Here is a 20386-nt window from a genome sequence, read left to right on the forward strand (position 1 = left end):
AGACGCGCTGCCTTTGGCGAGCGCTTTCTGTCATTTTTTCCATGATTGCGGTGCTTGAGTCCGCGTTCGGAGGAGAACGCGGACATTGACGCGCAGCATCGAGGACAAGGGTTCACACGGGAGGATAACTCAATGGCAATGGCATCGACCGCCGGCGGAACGAGCCGCGGCATGACGCGGGAAGAGAAGAAGGTCATCTTCGCTTCCTCGCTCGGCACCGTTTTCGAATGGTACGATTTCTATCTCTACGGCTCGCTCGCGGTGTTCATCGGCTCGACGTTTTTCAGTCCGACCATTCCGGAAGCGACGCGCAATATCTTCGCGCTGCTGGCTTTCGCCGCCGGCTTCCTGGTTCGCCCGTTCGGCGCACTGCTGTTCGGCCGCATCGGCGACCTTGTCGGCCGTAAATATACGTTCCTTGTCACCATGACGATCATGGGCCTGTCGACCTTCCTCGTCGGCTTGCTGCCTGGATATGCGACTTTGGGCATCGCAGCCCCCGTGATCCTGATCATCCTGCGCATGCTGCAGGGCCTGGCGCTGGGCGGCGAATATGGCGGCGCGGCCACTTATGTCGCCGAGCACGCGCCGGATAACCGGCGCGGTTATTATACGTCGTGGATCCAGACGACGGCGACGCTCGGCCTGTTCCTGTCGCTGATTGTGATCCTGATCGTACAGGCTTCATTGAGCAAGGAAACCTATGCTGCCTGGGGCTGGCGTATTCCGTTCATCGTCTCCTTCCTGCTGCTCGGCATCTCGATCTGGATCCGGCTCTCGCTCTCCGAATCGCCGACTTTCCAGCGCATGAAGGATGAGGGGAAGGGCTCCAAGGCGCCGCTCACGGAAGCCTTCGGCCAATGGAAGAATGCCAAGATTGCCCTGCTGGCGCTGCTCGGCCTCACCGCCGGCCAGGCCGTGGTCTGGTACAACGGCCAGTTCTATGCGCTGTTCTTTCTTACCAACGTGCTCAAGGTCGACGCGCAGTCGGTAAACATCATGATCGCCATCGCACTGGCGGTCGGTTCAATCTTCTTCGTCGTCTTCGGCTGGCTCTCCGACAAGATCGGCCGCAAGCCGATCATCATGGCGGGTCTTGCTCTGGCGATTGTCTGCACCTTCCCGCTGTTCAAGGCACTGACCTGGGCTGCGAATCCGGCGCTTGCCACGGCGCAGCAGAACACCCGCGCCACGGTGACGGCTGCACCCGGCGACTGCAGGTTCCAGTTCAATCCGGTCGGCACGGCGAAGTTCACGACCTCGTGTGACATCGCAACGTCGTTCCTGACCAAGAACTCGGTTCCGTTTGACGTGGTGTCGACGGCTGCGGCCGGAACAGCCGCATCGGTCAAGATCGGCAACGAGACGGTGGAATCCTATGACGCCGTCGCTGCTGGCGATCAGGCCAAGGCCAAGGACGCGGCCTTCGTGAAAGCAGTCAACATGTCTCTGAAAGACGGAGGCTATCCGCTGAAGCGTGCGGCGATCAAGGTTGCGGACCAGAAGCTCGACGCGTTTGTCGCCGCCAACCCGGAACTGAAGCTGGACGCTGCCGCAATCCGCGCCGGTGAAAAGGCTACTGTGCCGATCGACCAGGCCGTGAAGGACAAGTTGCTGACCACCGATGAAGCAGCGGGTGCGCCTGAAGTCACCGTCTACAATATTCCAGGTGGCGGCGCGTTCGCTATGTTCGCCGACCCGGCGGCAGTGAACTGGCCAATGACCATCGGTATCCTGTTCATCCTGGTCGTGTTCGTGACCATGGTCTACGGGCCGATCGCAGCGATCCTGGTCGAGATGTTCCCGACCCGCATTCGCTACACCGGTATGTCGCTGCCCTACCACATCGGCAATGGCTGGTTCGGAGGCCTGCTGCCGGCAACGGTGTTCGCGCTGAGTGCCTACAAGGGCGACATATATTATGGCCTCTGGTATCCGGTGGTAATCGCGGCGATGTCGCTGGTCATTGGCATGATCTTCGTCAAGGATACGCTCGGCACCGACCTGCACGCCAAGGAGTAGGCGAGCTCAACTGGTCAACGGAAAACCCGGCGCGAGCAATCGCGCCGGGTTTTTCTGTTGTATGGCCTGGAGACGTCTAGCTCTTGCGAGGCGATTCGGCTTCCGCGATGGCAGCCTCATGGTACCAGGCCTCGCCATGGTCGAGCGGATGATCGCGCAAAGAGGCAAGCTCTGCCGCGAACTTAGCCTTCACGCCTAAATTTGAGGCAGTCATGCGCGCTGCCACCGGGAACATCAGGATTTTTGCCGACGGACGGGCTGACGTGATTTCCATTGTCGGTCGCCTTTCTTCTGCGGACCTTGGTCGATTCATCTTTCCATCAAAGTAGGTCCTGCAAACCGCTTAGGCAAGATGCCTAAAGAAAGATCAGCGTTTGCCTGTTATTTAAGCAGATTCTGCCTTTGGTCGATCCTGGCGCAATGCTTAGATGGCTCGGCTGCATCGCTGGGATGAACGGGCATTTTTGACGCACCCGGCGCAGTGGAAATGGCACACGAATTGCATTTTATCGACTTGGCAGCTGGGCTGCTGGATGGCTCGGCGCGCCGGCGTCATCCAGGTTCGGTGATCAAGCAACGAGAGGCTAGAATGACGAAATACAAGCTCGAGTATATTTGGCTCGATGGATACACCCCGGTCCCCAACCTTCGCGGCAAGACGCAGATCAAGGAATTCGCCGAATTCCCGACGCTCGAGCAGCTGCCGCTCTGGGGCTTCGACGGTTCCTCGACCCAGCAGGCCGAGGGGCACAGCTCCGACTGCGTGCTGAAGCCGGTTGCGGTCTATCCGGATCCCGCCCGCACCAACGGCGTGCTGGTCATGTGCGAAGTCATGATGCCTGATGGCGTCACGCCGCACGCCTCCAACAAGCGCGCTACCATCCTCGATGACGAGGGTGCCTGGTTCGGCTTCGAGCAGGAATATTTCTTCTACAAGGACGGCCGCCCGCTCGGCTTCCCCGAAAGCGGCTATCCCGCACCGCAGGGCCCGTACTACACCGGCGTCGGCTATTCCAATGTCGGCTCCGTCGCGCGCCAGATCGTTGAGGAACATCTCGACCTCTGCCTCGCGGCCGGCATCAACCATGAAGGCATCAACGCCGAAGTGGCCAAGGGCCAGTGGGAATTCCAGATCTTCGGCAAGGGCTCCAAGAAGGCCGCCGACCAGATGTGGATGGCGCGATATCTGATGCAGCGCCTGACCGAGAAATACGGCATCGACATCGAATACCACTGCAAGCCGCTCGGCGACACCGACTGGAACGGCTCGGGCATGCACGCCAACTTCTCGACCGCCTATATGCGCGAAGTCGGCGGCAAGGCCTATTTCGAAGCGCTGATGGCAGCCTTCGACAAGAACCTGATGGACCACATCGCCGTCTACGGACCGGACAACGACAAGCGCTTGACCGGTAAGCATGAGACCGCGCCGTGGAACAGGTTCAGCTACGGCATCGCCGACCGGGGCGCCTCGATCCGCGTCCCGCATTCCTTCGTCAACAACGACTACAAGGGCTATCTGGAAGACCGCCGCCCGAACTCCCAGGGCGACCCCTACCAGATCGCCTCGCAGATCCTGAAAACGATTGCTTCGGTCTCGGAAAGCGCTGAGGTTTCGGCCGCCGCGTAAGCGTTTCGGCTCGAATGAAAAAGGCCCCGGCATTCGCGCCGGGGCCTTTTTGCTTATGAGTTGATGGAAATGGCCCGGTGTCCGCTTTAGGCCGTGAACTCATAAATGCGGAATGACCGAGATGGGGTGGAAAAGGGGTGCGAACGGTAGAGATCGCCGTCAGCGATGACTTTTTATCGCGGCGCGATACGCCTTTTCGGCCCATTGAACCAATGTCTCGTCATCTTCCAAAACATCGGCCGGCGCTTCCATATAGGGCTTGAGAGCTTGGGGTTTGCCTTGGCTTTGATATTCCAAGGCGTGCGACCCCGCCGCGTCAAAATCTTTTCGGGTGTTTTCGTCTACTTTGAAATAGACCGCTCCCTTCCACACCATCGCGAAGACATGGTCTCCACGATACAGAGCGATGGCACCGAACAGCGGTCTTGTCTTGACGTTTGCCCAAGTTGACAACCGTTCGGCGACTTCTTTGGCCTGTTCAATTTTATTCGCCATCTGTCCTCGCGTTCGCATTTGAACCCGCTAAAGCTAATCTGCCGATCGTACACGCCTCAGCGTTTCGCGCATGGGAATGTTGGCGACGGCAGCCTAAAAGTGGCTGCCGCATTCGATAACGCGGCAGCCAACGTGTTTGCCTCGGTGCAGAAAGTGCAGGCAGCAGGCCAAAAATCAGCGGGTGAAGTCTGCAACCGTCTTTCCGGGCGCGTGACCGGTACGGTTGCGCTCGATGGCCTCGGCCAGATCCTCGAAGGCAACCACGTCAGCGATCACCGATCGCAGGGAGCCATCGGCGATTTGTTGGGCGATGGTGGCTAACCGAGCCGTGTCGGGCTTGACCGAGAACCAAACGCCCCGGCGGCCTTCCGGTGCCCGGGCAACCACGTCGGTTGCAGCGATGCTCACCAAGATACCATTTTGCGACAGGATGGCCCACGACTTGTCCACGACCGGACCGCCGACGAGATCGACAACGAGATCGATGTTGCTCGCAACAAGCTCGAACTTCTGCTTTTGGTAATCGATCACTTCGTCAGCACCGAGGACTTGGACATGGGCCACGCTCTTTGTCGAGGCTGTGGCATAAACGGCCGCACCTGCCGCCTTGGCGAATTGAACAGCGAAGCTGCCTACCCCACCAGCCGCGCCGTGGATGAGCACCCGTTTCCCCCGAAGGTCGAATCCGGCGACCTGGAGGACTTGCCATGCCGTCATCGCCGCCACCGGCACCGCTGCCGCGTCGATGTCCGACAAGGTTGCAGGTGTCTTGACGAGCTTTTCGGCGTTTATCACCAAATGGTCGGCATAGGCGCCGAGGCCACCGAGCGCAGCCATGACTCTGTCTCCCACGTTCACGTCTTTGACGTTCGAGCCGACCTTGAGCACGACGCCCGACATTTCGATGCCAAGGGTGGCGGGCAACGCTAAATTGAACCTTTCACGCAGATAGCCTTCACGGACTTTCCAATCCATTCCGTTGATGCCAGCGGCTTTGACCTGGACCAGGACCTGATCCGGACCCGGCTCGGGGGTATGAACCGTATCGACTTTCAAGCTGTCAGTGCCGCCATACGCTTGCAGACGCAGTGCCCGGCTAGAGCCAAGCGCTTGAGGTGAGGCGGCGTCGCGTTCGAGGTTCATGGAGTTTGTCCTTGCTATGGGGCGACAGGTCTTGGAAGTCCACCACGGGAGGACTTCCAATTGGGCAATCCATGTCAGGTCGGAGACATTGATCGGACCGCTGGCGTCGGATTTGGATTAGGCGTTCAGCCCGGGATAGTCGGTATAGCCAAGCGCGGTGCCGCCGTAGAACGTGGCTTGGACCGCCGAATTCATCGCGGCGTTGGACTTCAAACGTTCGACGAAGTCTGGATTGGCGAGAACCATCTGACCGTAGGCCTCAAGATCGGCCAGTCCCGAGGCAACGTCAGCGCCAATCTGTTCCCGCACCCGACCCGGGCGATTGAGGATCAAAGCGCCCGACCAAAGTTTGCGGATGTCGGCCAGCAACGGCTGGTTGCCCTGATCCATGATGTGCAAATAGGCCAGCCCCAGCTTCTCCAGTTCTGCCACAAGGAAACGGTAGACATCGGGCCCGTCCGCCCCCTCATCGATCCCCCACATGCTCGTGCCGGGAGACAGGCGGATTGAAGTGCGGTCCGCGCCAATTTCTTCGGCGATCGCGGTTGCGACCTCGATGGCAAAGCGGGCGCGATTGTTGATGGAGCCGCCATATGCGTCCGTGCGTGTATTGGCGCTTGGCGCGAAAAACTGCTGGATGAGGTACGCGTTCGCGCCATGAATTTCGACGCCATCGGCTCCAGCCTCGATCGCCAGGCGTGCCGCGTTGCGGAAATCGGCTACGGTCTGCTGCACCTCGGCGATAGTTAGCGCCCGAGGCGTGGGAATGTCCTGCATACCGGTCGGCGTGAACATGCCGGTTCCTGGTTTAATTGCGGAGGGCGCAACGCTCTGGCGACGATGCGGCGTATTGTCAGGATGCGACATACGACCGGTGTGCATGAGCTGGATGAAGATGAGACCGCCCTTGTTGTGCACGGCGGCGGTGATCTTCTGCCAGCCCGCGACATGGGCTGGCGTGTGAATGCCGGGGGTGCTGAGATAGCCTTGGCCATCATCCGAGGGCTGAGTGCCTTCGGTGATGATCAGACCGACACCCGCGCGTTGAGCATAATATTCGGCTGCCAGTTCGCCGGGCGTGCCATCGAAAGCCGCGCGGCTGCGGGTCATGGGCGCCATGACCAGGCGGTTGGGGAGCGTGTAGCGTCCGACAGGCGCCGAACTGAAAAGTTGATTCATGAGAGGTCTCCATTCGTTGAAGACCCTTATCCACCATTCCAAATACAGGATAAATCTGGCAAAATCGAAATCACATTTCCATAAATGGAGCAATCTTGTGAGCCATCTCAACGATATGGCGCTGTTCGTGGAGGTAGCCAGAGCCAAGAGCTTCCGAAAAGCGGCAGCGGTTCTGGATATGCCGAACTCGACGCTTTCGCGGCGCATCAGTGAGTTGGAGAAGGCAATCGGTCTGCGATTGCTGCATCGCACGACGCGAAAGATTGAACTCACCGAGGCTGGCCAGCTCTACTATGAGCGCAGCAAGCGCATCGTTGACGAAGCTCGGCTCGCCCACGAGCAGCTCGGAGCAATGCTCAAGCAGCCGACGGGGGTGCTGCGGGTTTCACTTCCGGTCGATTTCGCTACGCTCTACCTCACGCCAATTATCGTTGATTTCGCCCAGCAGTATCCTGGCATCACATTCGAATTCGACCTGACGCCACGTCGTGTCGACCTGGTCGCCGAGCCATTCGATGTGGCGATCCGAATGGGCGAACTCGAGGATTCCAGTCTGATCGCTCGCCTGATCGGGCGGCATTCGCGCCACCTTTATGCGTCAGATTCCTATATCGAAGCTCAAGGTGAGCCGACGACGCCAGCGGAGCTAGCGGAGCATGAATGTATTTGCATGCTGCGAATACCGACATGGACATTGCACAGGGGGGAAATGAGAGCGGACGTCAGCGCCCGAGGCCGCTTCACGCTCAACAGCATGGGTATGATCCGCGCCCTGGCGGTCAACCACGCCGGCATAGCCCTGCTTCCCGAAAAGATTGCCGCAGAGGACTTGGCATTTGGGCGCCTTCGTCACATTCTGCCCGAATGGCAAGGCACGCCAGTAAGCATCTACGCGGTGACGGAGACCCGCCTCATTCCAGCCAAAACCCAACGCTTCATTGAATTTCTTTCTTCGAAACTCATGTGACCTCGATCGCTCGTGGCGGCGGTCTACTACCTGCTGATCCTGGCGGCCAGACGACTGGAACCTGCACGGTCCCGACGAGCTTGCAGGGTAGATTCACGTCCCTCCGGCGGTCTGCTCTTTGCGAGAACCCCGGCCCAGGCCGGGGTTCTTTTTTGCCATTATCCGGCAGATCGCATCCCGGACAAAACATACCCAGAAAAAGTCAGGCAATTCAGGCGGGCGCAAATCCCGCAAGAATTCCGGCCACCGCCGTGTGCGTTTCCAGCGGTCGCTTGTCGGAAAGCCCGGAAAACCGCCTTTTCCAGCACTTATTGGTGACGGCGGCCCTTCCATAAGCATCTGTTCATGCAGCGAAATCGGCCATCCACAGCCCGTTTGGCGGCGTTGACAGGTCGCGGTGGAGCATGCGTATTCGCAAGCCTTGGGGTTACGTCACGCAATGCTGTTCGGACGGGCGGGGTTTTCTTGAACGGCGGCATTGGCGGGGGCGCCGGACGAGCGGTCACTGTAGCCTGAGACAGTGCTCCGCTCGCTCCTGGCTTCATTTTTCGAGCCCGATCGGTCTTCCGCCCAATAGACAACCAATTTTTGTGAGCTTGAACCGACGTCACCGACCGACGTGCTTTCGCCTGCCTATGGGTGGCGGACGAGGGCCGGTAGTGACCCCGTTGCATGACAGCAAAAAGCCCTTGAAGGAGAAATCCCTCAAGGGCTTTGAAAGACGATCCGAACGGGATCTTAGACTGAGTAGTACATGTCGTACTCGACCGGATGCGGGGTCATTTCGAAGCGCATCACTTCGGCCATCTTCAACTCGATGTAGCTATCGATCTGGTCGTCGTCGAAGACGCCGCCGGCTTTCAGGAAGCCGCGATCTTTGTCGAGGCTCTGCAGCGCTTCACGCAGCGAGCCGCAGACGGTCGGGATCTTCTTCAGCTCCTTCGGCGGCAGGTCGTAGAGGTCCTTGTCCATCGGCTGGCCGGGGTGGATCTTGTTCTTGATGCCGTCGAGACCAGCCATCAGCAGCGCCGCGAAGCCGAGATAGGGGTTCGCGCCCGGATCGGGGAAGCGGATCTCGACGCGCTTGGCCTTCGGCGACGAGCCGAACGGGATGCGGCAGGACGCCGAGCGGTTGCGCGCCGAATAGGCGAGCAGCACCGGCGCTTCGTAGCCGGGCACCAGACGCTTGTAGGAGTTGGTCAGCGGATTGGTGAAGGCGTTGATCGCCTTGGCGTGCTTGATGATGCCGCCGATGTAGAACAGGCAGCTTTCCGACAGGCCGGCATATTCATTTCCGGCGAAGGTCGGCTTGCCGTTCTTCCAGATCGACATGTGGACGTGCATGCCCGAGCCGTTGTCGCCGAAGATCGGCTTCGGCATGAAGGTCGCCGTCTTGCCGTAGGCGTTGGCGACCTGGTGCACGACGTATTTGTAGATCAGCATCTTGTCGGCGTTGCGCACCAGGGCGTCGAACTTGATGCCAAGTTCGTGCTGGGCAGCCGCCACCTCGTGGTGGTGCTTTTCGACGCGCACACCCATTTCGGCGAGCACGGTCAACATTTCGGAGCGCATGTCCTGCGCGCTGTCGATCGGCGGCACCGGGAAGTAGCCGCCCTTGACGCGCGGACGGTGGCCGAGATTGCCGGTCTCATAGTCGGTGTCGTCGTTCGACGGCAGTTCGGTGGAGTCGAGCTTGAAGCCGGTGTTGTAGGGGTCGGCCTTGTACTTCACATCGTCGAAGACGAAGAACTCGGCTTCCGGGCCGACGAAGACGGTGTCGCCGATGCCTTCCGATTTCATGTAGGCCTCGGCCTTCTTGGCCGTGCCGCGCGGATCGCGGTTGTAGGATTCACCTGAAACCGGGTCGAGGATGTCGCACAGGATGACCATGGTCGACTGAGCGAAGAACGGGTCCATGTGGACGGTGTCCGGATCGGGCATCAGCACCATGTCGGACTCGTTGATGGCCTTCCAGCCGGCAATCGACGAACCGTCGAACATCACGCCATCGGCGAACATGTCTTCCTCGACCTCGATGACATCCATCGTCACGTGCTGCAGCTTGCCCTTCGGGTCTGTGAAGCGCAGGTCGACGAATTTCACGTCGTTGTCCTTGATCTGCTTCATGATGTCTTTGGCTGTCGTCATGTCATGTATCCCTGTGTGATGACGTTTTCTTATGATGACGTTTTAGGAAAATGGTCGGGTCGGGTCAGACCGCGTCCATGCCGGTTTCGCCGGTGCGGATTCGCACAACTTCCTCGATATTGGAAACGAAGATTTTGCCGTCGCCGATACGGCCGGTCTGGGCAGCCTTGCGGATGGCCTCGATCGCACCTTCGACCGCATCATCGCCAAGGACGACCTCGATCTTCACCTTCGGCAGGAAGTCGACGACATATTCGGCGCCGCGGTAGAGTTCGGTATGGCCTTTCTGACGACCGAAGCCCTTTGCCTCGGTGACAGTGATGCCTTGCAGTCCGGCCTCCTGAAGCGCTTCCTTCACTTCGTCCAGCTTGAATGGCTTGATGATCGCTTCGATCTTTTTCATGTAAAAAGTGGCCTCCACTGCCAAAAAAACGGGTTGTGAGCCCCCGCTTGCGCCTCCATCAAGCACGAACTGTGCCAATTGGACGGATTCGAAGCGGTCTCATACGATTTCAAAGTCGCGCCGCGCCGGGATGCAAATTCACGTCATTCGCTGTACCGGAAGCGGCATGGGCTGCTGGAGCCTACACAGCGCCAGCACCTGCGTCCGCACAAAAATTAGGCATATCGCCTACCCCTCAGGCAATTTTGTGCCTGCGATGCCCTCGTGCCAGCGATGTGGCTGTAGATCTCGGCAACTCCCCCTTGTTTGCTTCGGATCGAAAATTGGACAATGCTTGATCGAATGCGGATCGGCAATCCATGAGCAACGAACTTCTTGTCCCCGCCGAGATGAGCGAGGCGGATCGGCAGACGATTGCCGCCGGTGCAGTCGACGGTATCGGACTGATGCGGCGCGCTGGTCAAGCGGTCGCGGCCGAGGTCCTCAAGCGCTATCCCTCGGCGAAGCACGTCCATGTGCTGTGCGGGCCCGGCAACAATGGCGGCGATGGCTACGTCGTTGCCCGTATACTGGCCGACAGCGGCGTCGGCACCACGATCTGGGCATCCGGAGCGCCAAGACCGGAAAGCGATGCGGCGCTCGCCGCCGCGGAGTGCCCGATCAAGCCGCGGCCGCTGTCTGGATTTGACGCCGAGGTCGGCTCGATCGTGGTCGACGCGCTCTATGGGGCAGGGCTGTCCAAGCCGCTGTCCGGCGATGTCGCGAAAGCCGTCGATAGCGTGACAACCCTGCGCCTGCCTGTGGTCGCGGTCGACCTGCCGTCGGGGGTCTCGGGAGCTAGCGGCGACATATTGGGCAGGGCGTTTCGCGCCGAGGTCACCGTCACCTTCGCACGGAAAAAGCCCGGCCATCTGCTGCTGCCGGGACGCGGGCAATGCGGTGAAATCGTACTCGCCGATATCGGTATCGGCGATGGCATCATCGCCCAGCTCGCTGTCTCGACTTTCGAGAATGTGCCGGACCTGTGGTTGCAGGAATTTCCCGTGCCGGCGGTCGACGCGCACAAATACAAGCGCGGCCATGTCGGCGTTTTTTCAGGCGGCCCCAGCACCACGGGCGCGGCGCGACTGTCAGCGCTCGCCGCCGCGAGAAGCGGGGCAGGGGCAGTCACCGTGCTATCGCCTGGCAATGCCATGCAGGTCAACGCGACACACCTGACCTCTATCATGCTGCGAGAAGCGGGTTCGCTCGAGGAGGTGCAGGAATTTCTGACGGCGCGCCATCCCGAAGCGTTGGTGTTCGGACCGGGGCTCGGCCCCAAACCCAAGGTTGGCGATTTCGCCCTGCAGCTGATCAAGGCTTTGGCGGATGGTGCGCGTGCATCGGCGACCGCAAGCCACGCAAATGCGATCGTCCTGGATGCCGACGCCATCACCTCTCTGGCTCACCAGCCCCAGGCACTGTTCGAAGCCGCCCGTCAGCCGAACGCTCCAGCGTTGGTGATAACACCGCATGAGGGTGAATTCGGCCGGTTGTTCCCCGATATCGCCGGCGACAAGACCCTGTCGAAACTGGCTAAGGCGCGAGCGGCCGCAGCGCGGGCCAATGCCGTCATCGTCTACAAGGGCGCCGACACGGTGATCGCTGCTCCCAATGGGAAAGCGGCGATCAATTCCAACGGCGCGCCGTGGCTGGCCACAGCCGGTTCGGGCGACGTGTTGTCGGGCATCATCGCCGCTCTGCTGGCACAAGGCATGCCGCCCTTCGAAGGGACCTGCGCTGCGGTGTGGTTGCATGCAGAAGCCGGCAGCCGGTTCGGACCAGGTCTGATCGCCGAGGATCTGCCGCTGGCGCTGGTGCCGGTATTGCGCGAACTCTTCGACACGCGCACGGCGGCTCAGTGAGGCGCGCCCTGGCCCTGCTGCTCGCCACTCTCTTTGCGGTCTTCGTGGCGTCAACGGCGCGCGCCGAAGGCCCTGTTACTGTCATCGACGATCCGGCGGTGCTCGCCGCGCTCGATGCCAAGGGTTTCGGCTTCGCCGACGTTTTCGGCGTCGACGGCGAGGACGGTCTGAAGGCGCTCTACGACGAGGCGCCGGCCTATCACGCCATCGTCGAAACGGTTGCCTCCGATGTTGCGGCACTGCGTGCCGACATGAAGGCCGGTGGGCGGCCGCTCTACGAGGTCACCGACGGCAATGTCGGCCGCATCATGGACATGCGCTGGCTGAAGACCGATGCCGCACGCTTCCGGCTGGTCGGCGTCGTCAATCGGCTCGACCGTCGCGACTTCGCCGCGCTGCGGGGCGACAAGAGCTGCGGCGAGGTTCGCCTCATCTACCGCCTGGCCTACAGCTTTCGGAAAAACGGCAAGCTGCTGGCCTCGCGCCTGCCGTTCAACTTCAATGCCATCTACAGCGCCGCGCCCGATGCCGATGGCGGTTGCGTCGGCGTTGCCGGACGCTGGACGCCACAGCTTGACGAGACCGCCGATGCCGGCTGGCTGACCGGCGGACCGCTGGACAAAGCCGGGCTGACCTTCAAGCAGCTGGAGCTGAACGCACAGGTGGTGCGCTTTCCCTCCGGCCAGGAAACCGAGTTCGGCGGCCAGGCCGCCTATCTCATGCGGATATTCGGCATCGACGGCGAAACGATCAGCGAGAAGCCGCTGGAGAACACGCCCGACACCGTACGGCTCTCGCAAGACACGGCGCTGAAGGCGCGGCTTGCCGCCTATGTCGGCGCCAATCTGCCGACGGTCGACGAGGGCGTCTACGAAATCCCCGACGAGTTCCTGGCAAGGAAGATCATCTCGTGGTCGACCTTCGGCAGTGCGCGGCAGGCCAATCATCCGTTTACGCAATTATTCCAACCCCGGGAATTCGCATCGCTCGATTATTCCGCGCTGAAACTCGTGCGCACGCCGGAAGCGCTGGTTGAACGATTGGACAATGGCGCCTGCCAAGGGTGTCATCAGGCCGGTTCCACCGCCGGTTTCCATTTCATCGGCCTCGACGACAAGACGACATCGCCGTTGAACCGCATCGAGGTCGGCATTTCGCCGCATCTTCATGCCGAGATTCCGCGCCGCCAGGCATGGCTGCGCGCAACTGCGGCGGGCCGGGACCCGACCCGGTGCGGTCCGGCCTCCTCCGCGCCCCCGGGGCCCTGCAGGGCGGCGGGCGCGGTCGATTACGCGCCGGCCGAGATGGCGATGCCGTGCCTGATGCCGGACGATGCCGCCCGCTTCGGCGCGAGCTGGCAGTGCGGCGGCGGCACGGTCTGCACGCCGCTGGCCATCGCTTCGGGCGTGCGCACGAAATTGGCGCAGTGCCTGCTGCCCAAGGACAGCGAAAAGATGTTTTCTGGCCATCCCTGCCTGACCGGCTCGATCGCCAGCAACGCGGCACAGCCTTTCAATGACCGCTACAGCATATCGGGCCAGTTCGCCGCCTTCGCGCCGGATGTCTCCCGCACCGCCTACACCTGTCGTCCGCCGAAGATCGGCGCGCCTGGCGGCATCGCCTATCGCGGCTGTGACGACAAGGACCGTACATTTGCCGCCTTCAAAGCCGGCAAGCCGATGCCGAACGAGATTTGCGGGCTGGTGGGCGGCAAGAAATTCGACATCTGCGTGGCCACCAATAATTTCGACCAATGTCTCGGCGGCGCCGTCAATCGCGGCAACCGGCCGGCCTGTTCGGCCGATCATTTCTGCCGCGAGGACTATATGTGCCAGTCGCTGCCGCCGGACACACCGGGCATCGGCAAGGTCAGAGGCATCGGCTTCTGCTCGCCGACCTATTTCATCTTCCAGATGCGCATCGACAACCACGCGACGCCCTGGGGCAGTCCCGTCCGCGCCACCATGGGGGCGGGGTTTGGTGCAGCGGCAGAGGAGTGAATTGCAGACTCCTCACAACGGTATGTTGTCGTGCTTCTTCCAGGGGTTCTGCATATCCTTGTTGCGCAGCATGCGCAGCGCGCGAGCGATGCGGCGGCGGGTCGAGTGCGGCATGATCACCTCGTCGACATAGCCGCGCTCGGCGGCGACGAAGGGCGACAGGAAGCGATCCTCGTAAGCCTTTGTATGGGCTGCGATCTTTTCCGCGTCACCAATGTCCTTGCGGTAGATGATCTCGACCGCACCCCGGGCGCCCATCACCGCGATCTGCGCCGTCGGCCAGGCATAGTTCATGTCGCCGCGCAGATGTTTTGAGGCCATCACGTCATAGGCGCCGCCATAGGCTTTTCTGGTGATGACGGTGATCTTCGGCACGGTGGCCTCGGCATAGGCGAAGAGAAGCTTGGCGCCATGCTTGATCAGCCCGCCATACTCCTGCGCCGTGCCGGGCAGGAAGCCTGGCACATCGACGAAGGTGACGATCGGGATCGAGAAACAATCGCAGAAGCGCACAAAGCGCGCCGCCTTGCGGCTGGCATCCGAATCGAGCACGCCGGCCAATACCATCGGCTGGTTGGCGACGAAGCCGACTGTGCGGCCCTCGACGCGTCCGAATCCGGTGACGATGTTTTTCGCAAAATTCTGCTGGATCTCGAAGAAGTCGCCTTCGTCGGCGACCTTCAGGATCAGCTCCTTGATGTCGTAGGGCTTGTTGGCGTTGTCGGGGATAAGCCGGTCGAGCGACAAATCATGGTCGGTGACCGACTGGTAGCATTCAATCTCCGGTAGCTCCGATGTGTTGGAGGCCGGCAGTAGGTCGACCAGCCGGCGCATCTGCAGCAGCGCCTCGACGTCATTGTCATAGGCGCCGTCGGCGATCGAGGATTTCGTGGTGTGAACGGAAGCGCCGCCGAGGCTCTCGGCGGTCACGGTCTCGTTGGTGACGGTCTTCACCACATCCGGTCCGGTGACGAACATGTAGGAGGTGTCGCGCACCATGAAGATGAAGTCGGTCATCGCAGGCGAATAGACGTCGCCACCGGCGCATGGGCCCATGATCACGGAGATTTGCGGAATGACGCCGGAAGCCAGCACATTGCGTTGAAAGATCTCGGCGTAGCCGCCGAGTGCCGCCACGCCTTCCTGGATGCGTGCGCCGCCGGCATCATAGAGGCCGATGATCGGTGCGCGGTTGCGCAGCGCCATCTCCTGCACCTTGATGACCTTCTCGGCATGGGCCTCCGACAGTGAGCCGCCGAACACGGTAAAATCCTTGGCGAAGAGGTAAACCGGGCGGCCGTTGACGGTGCCCCAGCCGGTGACCACGCCGTCGCCGGCGATCTTGGTCTTCTCCATGCCGAAATCGGTCGAGCGATGCTCGACATACATGTCGAATTCCTCGAACGAGCCCTCATCGAGAAACACCTCGATGCGTTCGCGCGCGGTGAGCTTGCCCTTCTTGTGCTGGGCATCGATGCGGGCCTGGCCGCCACCCATGCGGGCGATCTCGCGCCGGCGCTCGAGTTCCTTCAGCACGTCTTTCATCGATTACCTCCCAAGCCAGCGGCATTTTCGTGGTAATCGTGCCGGCAAGCGAGCGCAAGCACCGCTTGCGCCACAGGTTTTGCTGCGCTGCAGCATGACGCCCCTTGCATTTGGCGGCGAACTGGGCCATATGCGGCGGCATAGGCGCTTGGGCCGGGATTATCCGGCCTTCTCGACGAATGAGACTGGTTGCGTCTGTTTTCCCTCTTTCCGGTATATCGGCCTCTCTTTCCGGTACATCACAAAGCGGCGAAAAAGCCCCGTGGCATGATGCCTGCGGGCACGACAGCGCAGCCGCGCGGACGGAAACGTCCGCCGCCTTGTCGTTCCATGACAATTTGTTCGACGGCAGGTTGCGCCCTGCCGCCATCGATGTTTGCGGCCAGAAACCGCGTGAAAGAAGATTATTTTGACCAACGAAAACACTTTGCCCGGTAGCAACACCGCGGAACTTACCGGTTTCGCCGCACTGGGTATTACGGGCGCGCTGCTCAAGGCCACCCACAACGCCGGTTTCACCGAACCGAAGCCTATCCAGGCGCAGGCGATCCCGCCGCAGATGGAAGGCCGTGACATTTTCGGCATCGCCCAGACCGGCTCCGGCAAGACCGCGGCCTTCGCGCTGCCGATCCTGTCGAAGATCATCGCGCTCGGCACCAAGCGGCGCGCCAAGACGGCGCGTGCGCTGATTCTCGCGCCGACGCGCGAACTCGCCGTGCAGATCGAAGATACCATCAAGATCCTCGCCAAGGGCGCGCATGTTTCGACCGCGCTCGTGCTCGGCGGAGTCTCGCGCTTCAGCCAGGTGAAGAAGGTTGCGCCCGGCGTCGACATCCTGATCGCAACGCCCGGCCGGTTGACCGACCTGGTGCGTGAAGGCGACCTTATGCTTGCCGACACTAAATGGCTGGTGCTGGACGAAGGCGACCGCATGCTCGACATGGGCTTCATCAACGACGTCAAGCGCATCGCCAAGGCGACCGCGCCCGACCGTCAGACGGTGCTGTTCTCGGCGACCATGCCCAATGAGATCGCCGAACTGGCGAAAGGCCTGCTGAAGAACCCGATCCGTGTCGAAGTCGCGCCGCAGAGCACGGCAGCAGCCGAGATCGTGCAAGGCGTCGTCTTTGCCCGCACCAAGCAGAAACGCCAGGTGCTGTCGACGATGCTCGCCGACGAGGCGATGAAATCCGTCATCATCTTTTCGCGCACCAAGCATGGTGCCGACAGGGTGACCAAGGACCTCGAGCGCGACGGCTTCAAGGCCGCCGTCATCCACGGCAACAAGTCGCAGAACGCACGTCAGAAGGCGCTGAACGATTTCCGCGACGGATCGGTGCGCATTCTGGTGGCGACCGACATTGCTGCGCGCGGCATCGACGTGCCCGGCATCAGCCACGGCGTGAATTTCGACCTGCCCGACGAAGCGGAGAGCTATGTCCACCGCATCGGCCGCACTGGCCGCAACGGCATGGACGGCATCGCTATTACGCTTTGCGATCCTTCCGAGAACAGCAAGCTGCGCCAGGTCGAGCGCATCATCCGTACCAAGCTGCCGATCGTTGCCGACCATCTCGGCAGCCCCGATCCGCTGCGCAATCCGGCTGAAAAGAACGAGCGATTCGAGCCGGCCAATGACCGCAACGACCGCAATGGTCGTCGCGACGGCAGGCGTCCCGGTGGCGAGAACAAAGGCAACGGTTTTGGCAAGAAGCGCTTCGGCGACAAGCCGGCCTTCGCTGGTGAGCGCAAGCCGGAAGGCGCCAAGCCGGCCTTTAAAGGCAACAACAAGCGCCGCTTCGGCGGCAAGCGTCCGGCCGCGCGGGCTGCGTAAGCCAGACTGCGTTGTAGTCAGTCAGGCTCAGGCCTGGCTGATTGCCGAGACCGACCAGGAAAGGGCGGCTGAAGCGATGCTTCGGTCGCCCTTTTTTCGTCTGCTTACTTGATCACTGCCTCGACCCAGACGGCGATCCTTTGCGCCAGAAAGGCCGTCGTCGATGGCGACAGCGCGTCGCCGGCGATGACGTGGTTGTCCGCGTCGCCGGTGTCGTCGACCGGAACCAGTTCATGCGGTGCGCCCCAGCGCCCGGCAATCTCGCGGGTGCGGTCGGGCCGCACCACTTTGTCCGAATCCGAAAAGATGAACAAAGCAGGGATGGTCGCCTTCTCAACCGGCGCGCCATAGGCAAGTTCGGTCAGCGCCTGCATCGGCAAGGTCGCTTCGATCGGGTAGCGGGCGGTCCAGAATTTTTCATGCAGCGCGTTGCGCGGCACGAAGCTGTGTTCCTTGCCGGCGACCAGCCTGGCGATCTGTTTGCCCCACGGCATGGTCAGGATTTCGGCGCCCGAAGCCTTGACGCCGAAATTCGGCGAGATGAACGCGATCGCGGCGACGCCGTCCGATGCGCCCGGCTGCGTTGCCGCCCATGTCGCCAGCGAGCCGCCGGTCGAGGTCGAGATGACGATCACCTTGTCGCCGATCGCCCGACCGATGGCGAGCGCCTCCTCATAGTCGTTGACCCAGGCGTTGATGCTGCCTTGTGTCATCGCCGCGCCGTCCTGCCCGTGACCGGTGAGGCGCGTGTAGAAGAGATTGGCATCGAGCTGGTCGGCCACTTCGTCGGGCAGCGGGCGGACCTCGCCTTTCGATGCGGAAAAGCCGTGGATGTAGACGATCGACAGCGGCGTTCTGGCATGCACCATCGGATTGGCCCAGACGATCTCTTTCTCCAGCCCGTCGCGGATTCCGGGGACCGCGGCTTCCACCTTTGCCACATAGGCCTGCGGATCGTCGCCAATGAGCGAGGGATCGAAACGGATCGTGGTGTCGACGGAAACGCGCGGACCGAGCACGAAGGCCAGCGCAAACAGAGCCACGAATCCCAGCAGAATCGACACGATACGCCGCCCCATTCCAAACTCCCGGACCAGAATGGTCGGCAAACTATGGTGACGGCAAGCGACACGCAATGTGCGTTTGCTGCGACAGCAAACTGATTTCTAAATTGCGGATGGTCGGGGCAATCAGACCTTGGCCAAGCGGCGCTTCTCAGTGCACGAAAAGAAGATAGCCCACGAACGAATGATGACCGCATCCAGGGCCCAAATCACGCGCTCGATGTGCCAGCAGCTTTCACGATAGGAATTTTTTCTTGACTTCGTGCCCTCAGCTATGGTACATATTTGTTCATGGTGCTGATTTGCGCCAGTGGCCCGCCGCACAGGCGGGTTTTTCGTTTGATGCTCCGTCATGCGCAGGCGAGCGCTCCGAAGGAACCCGTTAACCCGAGTTCGTTGCCCTGGGGGCAGGCCGAGCCGGGGCGGTCGTCGCAGGGTGTGTTAGGAGTCCAGGCCCTGATCCTTCGGCGGCTTGCGGTCGTAGTGCAGCGGCCGCGCCTTCCAATTGGTCATCAGGCTGATAAACCCTCTGCAAAGCGGCCTCGGCAACACGCTGAGCAGTTTCAGGGGCCAGCTTGTCCGGCGCGGGAAGGTGACTTCGAAGCCGCCGGACTTGATGCCCCGCGCCATGCGTCGCGACGCGCGGCTGACCGGCATCAGTCCCGGCATCGGCAGCATGTTCTTCTCGGTCAGCGGGGTGTCGATGAAGCCGGGATTGAACACCTGAATGCGCACGTTCATCTTGTCGAAATCATACTTCAGCGACTCGGCCAGGATGTTGATTGCCGCCTTGGTGCCGCCATAGGCGGCCGTTGTCGGCCAGCCGAAATAGGACGTGACGGAGCCGACCAGCACGACATGGCCGCGCGCCCGCACGCGCATGCGTTCGACGACGGGCACCAGGCCATTGATGATGCCGAAATAGTTGACCTCGAAGGACCGGCGAAAGTCGTTGACGACAAGATTCTCGCCCGGCGTCGAAATGTAGTTTCCGGCATTGAAGATGGTGAGCACGATGGGACCGAGTTCCTTCTCGATCGCGGCGACGGTTCGCGCCATGCGCGGCTCGTCGGTGACGTCGCAGGGAAAGGCCCTGACACTGCCCGGCATCTGCGCGGTCTCGACGACAAGCGTGTCGATCGGATCGTCGTCGAGGGCTGTCACCGCCACCGCATAGCCCTGGGACGCAAGATCCCTGGCCAGCGAACGGCCGATACCGCTGCTTCCGCCCGTGATCCAGGCGACGCCGTGCTTCGGGTTGGCCCGATAGAGTGTCATGCTGCGCCCTGTCGACTTGTTGGTGCTTTGCTCTAGAGCGGTTCATCGTTTCACGGAAACGATGAACCACTCTATCTCTTTGTTTTGACGCGATTCCCGAGGGAAAGCGCTATGCGCTTTTCCCGGGAAAACCGTTTCACACTTTTCCTGGAATTGCTCTAGCGATGAAGAAATCGAATGAAAAGCTGCTTTTCAACGTCAGCCGGAAAATGAACAGTGGCGCAAGGGGTCGGTCCCGGGAAGCGTTGACGCAACAACAGTACCGCAAATGCGACTGGACCAGACAAATTCTTGCCTTGAAACCGAAGCTTCGGGTTTCTAGGGTTTCGGCGCACCTACACAAGGAATCCTGAATGCCCCGTTCTGTGATCGACGCGATCGGCAACACGCCTCTGATCCGCCTCAACAAAGCCTCTGAACAAACCGGCTGCGAGATCCTGGGCAAGGCCGAATTCATGAATCCGGGCCAGTCGGTCAAGGATCGCGCGGGCCTGTTCATCATCCGCGACGCCGAGCAGCGCGGGCTGCTGAAGCCCGGCGGCGTCATCGTCGAGGGAACGGCCGGCAACACCGGCATCGGATTGACGCTGGTTGCCAAGGCGTTCGGCTACCGCACGGTCATCGTCATTCCCGACACGCAGAGCCAGGAAAAGAAGGACACCATCAAACTGCTCGGCGCCGAGCTGATCGAGGTGCCCGCGGTGCCGTACAAGAACCCCAACTATTACGTGAAACATTCGGGGCGGCTGGCCGCGCAGATGGCGCGGACGGACC

At 61.2% G+C, this 20386-nt stretch carries 16 protein-coding genes; 7 read left to right on the plus strand and 9 right to left on the minus strand.

Annotated elements, in window-relative coordinates:
• Positions 1–132: 132 nt before the first annotated feature.
• Positions 133–2022, plus strand: a complete 1890-nt coding sequence (locus NKJ06_RS23805; protein ID WP_352633717.1) for an MFS transporter — start codon at positions 133–135, stop codon at positions 2020–2022.
• A gap of 76 nt (positions 2023–2098) precedes the next feature.
• On the opposite strand, the gene NKJ06_RS23810 is transcribed toward NKJ06_RS23805, so the two are convergent.
• On the minus strand, positions 2099–2296 hold the full coding sequence (locus NKJ06_RS23810) for a DUF2735 domain-containing protein (protein WP_352633719.1): 198 nt from the start codon (positions 2294–2296) through the stop codon (positions 2099–2101).
• Between the two features lie 315 nt (positions 2297–2611).
• Between NKJ06_RS23810 and NKJ06_RS23815 the strand changes: the two genes are divergently transcribed.
• Positions 2612–3652, plus strand: coding sequence for a glutamine synthetase beta-grasp domain-containing protein (locus tag NKJ06_RS23815; RefSeq protein WP_352633721.1), 1041 nt, complete (start codon positions 2612–2614; stop codon positions 3650–3652).
• A gap of 159 nt (positions 3653–3811) precedes the next feature.
• Here the strand turns inward: NKJ06_RS23815 and NKJ06_RS23820 are convergent, their stop codons facing one another.
• The 3 genes from NKJ06_RS23820 to NKJ06_RS23830 form a co-directional block, all read right to left on the minus strand.
• On the minus strand, positions 3812–4147 hold the full coding sequence (locus NKJ06_RS23820; RefSeq protein WP_352633723.1) for a TfoX/Sxy family protein: 336 nt from the start codon (positions 4145–4147) through the stop codon (positions 3812–3814).
• A 174-nt stretch (positions 4148–4321) separates the two neighbouring features.
• Positions 4322–5290: an NADP-dependent oxidoreductase gene (locus NKJ06_RS23825; RefSeq protein ID WP_352633725.1), complete on the minus strand. Its 969-nt coding sequence runs from the start codon at positions 5288–5290 to the stop codon at positions 4322–4324.
• Positions 5291–5407: 117 nt separating this feature from the next.
• Positions 5408–6469: an alkene reductase gene (locus tag NKJ06_RS23830; RefSeq protein ID WP_352633727.1), complete on the minus strand. Its 1062-nt coding sequence runs from the start codon at positions 6467–6469 to the stop codon at positions 5408–5410.
• Positions 6470–6566: 97 nt separating this feature from the next.
• Here NKJ06_RS23830 and NKJ06_RS23835 point away from each other — a divergent pair, with 97 nt between their 5' ends.
• Positions 6567–7436, plus strand: a complete 870-nt coding sequence (locus NKJ06_RS23835; protein ID WP_352633777.1) for a LysR family transcriptional regulator — start codon at positions 6567–6569, stop codon at positions 7434–7436.
• A 738-nt stretch (positions 7437–8174) separates the two neighbouring features.
• Here NKJ06_RS23835 and glnA read toward each other — a convergent pair.
• Positions 8175–9584, minus strand: a complete 1410-nt coding sequence (gene glnA, locus NKJ06_RS23840; RefSeq protein ID WP_352633728.1) for a type I glutamate--ammonia ligase — start codon at positions 9582–9584, stop codon at positions 8175–8177.
• A 64-nt stretch (positions 9585–9648) separates the two neighbouring features.
• Positions 9649–9987 (minus strand): P-II family nitrogen regulator, encoded by a 339-nt coding sequence (locus NKJ06_RS23845; protein WP_006205430.1) that lies wholly within the window; start codon positions 9985–9987, stop codon positions 9649–9651.
• Between the two features lie 359 nt (positions 9988–10346).
• Between NKJ06_RS23845 and NKJ06_RS23850 the strand changes: the two genes are divergently transcribed.
• Both NKJ06_RS23850 and NKJ06_RS23855 read left to right on the plus strand, forming a co-directional pair.
• Positions 10347–11891: an NAD(P)H-hydrate dehydratase gene (locus tag NKJ06_RS23850; RefSeq protein ID WP_352633730.1), complete on the plus strand. Its 1545-nt coding sequence runs from the start codon at positions 10347–10349 to the stop codon at positions 11889–11891.
• Complete coding sequence (locus NKJ06_RS23855; RefSeq protein ID WP_352810817.1) at positions 11888–13891, plus strand: hypothetical protein; 2004 nt, start codon at positions 11888–11890, stop codon at positions 13889–13891. Before NKJ06_RS23850 ends, NKJ06_RS23855 begins: the two co-directional genes overlap by 4 nt.
• A gap of 12 nt (positions 13892–13903) precedes the next feature.
• Here the strand turns inward: NKJ06_RS23855 and NKJ06_RS23860 are convergent, their stop codons facing one another.
• Complete coding sequence (locus NKJ06_RS23860) at positions 13904–15436, minus strand: acyl-CoA carboxylase subunit beta (protein WP_013531455.1); 1533 nt, start codon at positions 15434–15436, stop codon at positions 13904–13906.
• A gap of 409 nt (positions 15437–15845) precedes the next feature.
• Here NKJ06_RS23860 and NKJ06_RS23865 point away from each other — a divergent pair, with 409 nt between their 5' ends.
• A complete protein-coding gene (locus NKJ06_RS23865) occupies positions 15846–17270 on the plus strand; it encodes a DEAD/DEAH box helicase (protein ID WP_352810819.1) in 1425 nt (474 codons plus the stop codon).
• 104 nt (positions 17271–17374) lie between these two features.
• Here the strand turns inward: NKJ06_RS23865 and NKJ06_RS23870 are convergent, their stop codons facing one another.
• Together NKJ06_RS23870 and NKJ06_RS23875 are read right to left on the minus strand one after the other, a co-directional pair.
• Positions 17375–18349 carry an alpha/beta hydrolase gene (locus NKJ06_RS23870; RefSeq protein ID WP_352633735.1) on the minus strand — a complete coding sequence of 325 codons (975 nt, stop codon included), beginning with the start codon at positions 18347–18349 and terminating at the stop codon, positions 17375–17377.
• Between the two features lie 426 nt (positions 18350–18775).
• Positions 18776–19612, minus strand: a complete 837-nt coding sequence (locus tag NKJ06_RS23875; RefSeq protein WP_352633737.1) for an SDR family oxidoreductase — start codon at positions 19610–19612, stop codon at positions 18776–18778.
• A gap of 353 nt (positions 19613–19965) precedes the next feature.
• Here NKJ06_RS23875 and NKJ06_RS23880 point away from each other — a divergent pair.
• On the plus strand, positions 19966–20386 hold a 421-nt coding region (locus NKJ06_RS23880), incomplete at its 3' end, for a pyridoxal-phosphate dependent enzyme (RefSeq protein ID WP_352810822.1).

This window comes from Mesorhizobium sp. M0293, from assembly GCF_040321735.1.
Classification (GTDB): domain Bacteria; phylum Pseudomonadota; class Alphaproteobacteria; order Rhizobiales; family Rhizobiaceae; genus Mesorhizobium.